The organism is Micromonospora sp. NPDC002296 (assembly GCF_040296145.1).
In the GTDB taxonomy this organism is placed as follows: domain Bacteria; phylum Actinomycetota; class Actinomycetes; order Mycobacteriales; family Micromonosporaceae; genus Micromonospora.
The window spans coordinates 1-2,375 of record NZ_JBEOWQ010000118.1; the positions used below are offsets into that span (position 1 = coordinate 1).

Consider the following 2,375-nt stretch of genomic DNA (forward strand, 5'->3'; position numbering starts at 1 on the left):
GGGGTTGTGGGTTGGTCGTTTGTTGAGAATTGCACAGTGGACGCGAGCATCTTTGTGGTCAAGTTGTCAAGGGCGAACGGTGGATGCCTTGGCACCAGGAGCCGATGAAGGACGTGGGAGGCCGCGATAGGCCTGGGGGAGCTGTCAACCAAGCTGTGATCCCAGGGTGTCCGAATGGGGAAACCTGGCATCAGTCATGTGATGTCACCCGCACCTGAATACATAGGGTGTGTGGAGGGAACGCGGGGAAGTGAAACATCTCAGTACCCGTAGGAAGAGAAAACAAGAGTGATTCCGTGAGTAGTGGCGAGCGAAAGCGGATCTAGGCTAAACCGGCTGCGTGTGATACCTGTCAGGGGTTGCGTGGTTGGGGTTGTGGGACTCTGCTGAATGAGCTGACACTTGTTCGAGAAGTTATAAAACCAGTTGCTAGCCGAACAGTCTGGAATGGCTGACCGTAGGCGGTGAAAGTCCGGTAGGTGAAAGTGGCTGGTCTTCTGTGGGTGTTCCCGAGTAGCGGCGGACCCCTGTAATCTGCCGTGAATCTGCCAGGACCACCTGGTAAGCCTAAATACTTCCTGGTGACCGATAGCGGACAAGTACCGTGAGGGAATGGTGAAAAGTACCCCGGGAGGGGAGTGAAATAGTACCTGAAACCGTTCGCCTACAATCCGTCGGAGCCTTGCGGGGTGACGGCGTGCCTTTTGAAGAATGAGCCTGCGAGTTAGTGGCATGTGGCGAGGTTAACCCGTGTGGGGGAGCCGTAGCGAAAGCGAGTCTGAATAGGGCGTTCAGTCGCGTGTCCTAGACCCGAAGCGGAGTGATCTAGCCATGGGCAGGCTGAAGCGCGGGTAAGACCGCGTGGAGGGCCGAACCCACCAACGTTGAAAAGTTGGGGGATGACCTGTGGTTAGGGGTGAAAGGCCAATCAAACTCCGTGATAGCTGGTTCTCCCCGAAATGCATTTAGGTGCAGCGTCGCGTGTTTCTTGCCGGAGGTAGAGCACTGGATGGTCTAGGGGGCCCACAAGCTTACCGAAATCAGCCAAACTCCGAATGCCGGTAAGTGAGAGCGCGGCAGTGAGACTGCGGGGGATAAGCTTCGTAGTCGAGAGGGAAACAGCCCAGATCACCAGCTAAGGCCCCTAAGCGTGTGCTAAGTGGAAAAGGATGTGGGGTCGCATAGACAACCAGGAGGTTGGCTTAGAAGCAGCCACCCTTTAAAGAGTGCGTAATAGCTCACTGGTCAAGTGGTTCCGCGCCGACAATGTAGCGGGGCTCAAGCACACCGCCGAAGCTGTGGCATTCACATTTTAATCTCGCTTGGACTTGATTCCTTGTGCAGGTGTGTGGATGGGTAGGGGAGCGTCGTGCCGGGGGTGAAGCAGCGGGGTGACCCAGTTGTGGACGCGGCACGAGTGAGAATGCAGGCATGAGTAGCGAAAGAAGGGTGAGAAACCCTTCCGCCGGATGACCAAGGGTTCCAGGGCCAGGCTAATCCGCCCTGGGTGAGTCGGGACCTAAGGCGAGGCCGAGAGGCGTAGTCGATGGACAACGGGTTGATATTCCCGTACCCGCGAAAGAGCGCCCATGATGAACTTCGTTGTGCTAACCGTGTGATCTTGGGGCGGTCTTCGGACTTAACTGGGTGAGTGTGGGAACCTGGCGGGTAGTAGTCAAGCGATGGGGTGACGCAGGAAGGTAGCTGAGCCCGGCCGGTGGTTGTGCCGGGGTAAGCGTGTAGGCCGTACCGTAGGCAAATCCGCGGTGCTATAGGCTGAGACGTGATGCCGAGCCGATTCAGGTGAAGTCAGTGATCCTATGCTGCCGAGAAAAGCCTCTAGCGAGTTCTTAGCGGCCCGTACCCCAAACCGACACAGGTGGTCAGGTAGAGAATACCGAGGCGATCGGGCGAACTGTGGTTAAGGAACTCGGCAAATTGCCCCCGTAACTTAGGGAGAAGGGGGGCCGGAGACGTGAAGCCCCTTGCGGGTGGAGCGTTGTATGGCCGCAGAGAGCAGGGGGAAGCGACTGTTTACTAAAAACACAGGTCCATGCGAAGAAGTAATTCGATGTATATGGACTGACGCCTGCCCGGTGCTGGAACGTTAAGGGGACCTGTTAGCTCTTCGGGGCGAAGCGGAGAACTTAAGCGCCAGTAAACGGCGGTGGTAACTATAACCATCCTAAGGTAGCGAAATTCCTTGTCGGGTAAGTTCCGACCTGCACGAATGGCGTAACGACTTCCCCACTGTCTCAACCACAGGCCCGGCGAAATTGCATTACGAGTAAAGATGCTCGTTACGCGCGGCAGGACGGAAAGACCCCGGGACCTTTACTATAGCTTGACATTGGTATCCGAATTAGCTTGTGTAG

1 rRNA gene is annotated in these 2,375 nt (G+C 56.4%); it reads left to right on the top strand.

The features are described from left to right. Nucleotides 1–56 precede the first annotated feature (56 nt). Nucleotides 57–2,375 (top strand): 23S ribosomal RNA (locus ABT023_RS28950); the annotation flags it as partial.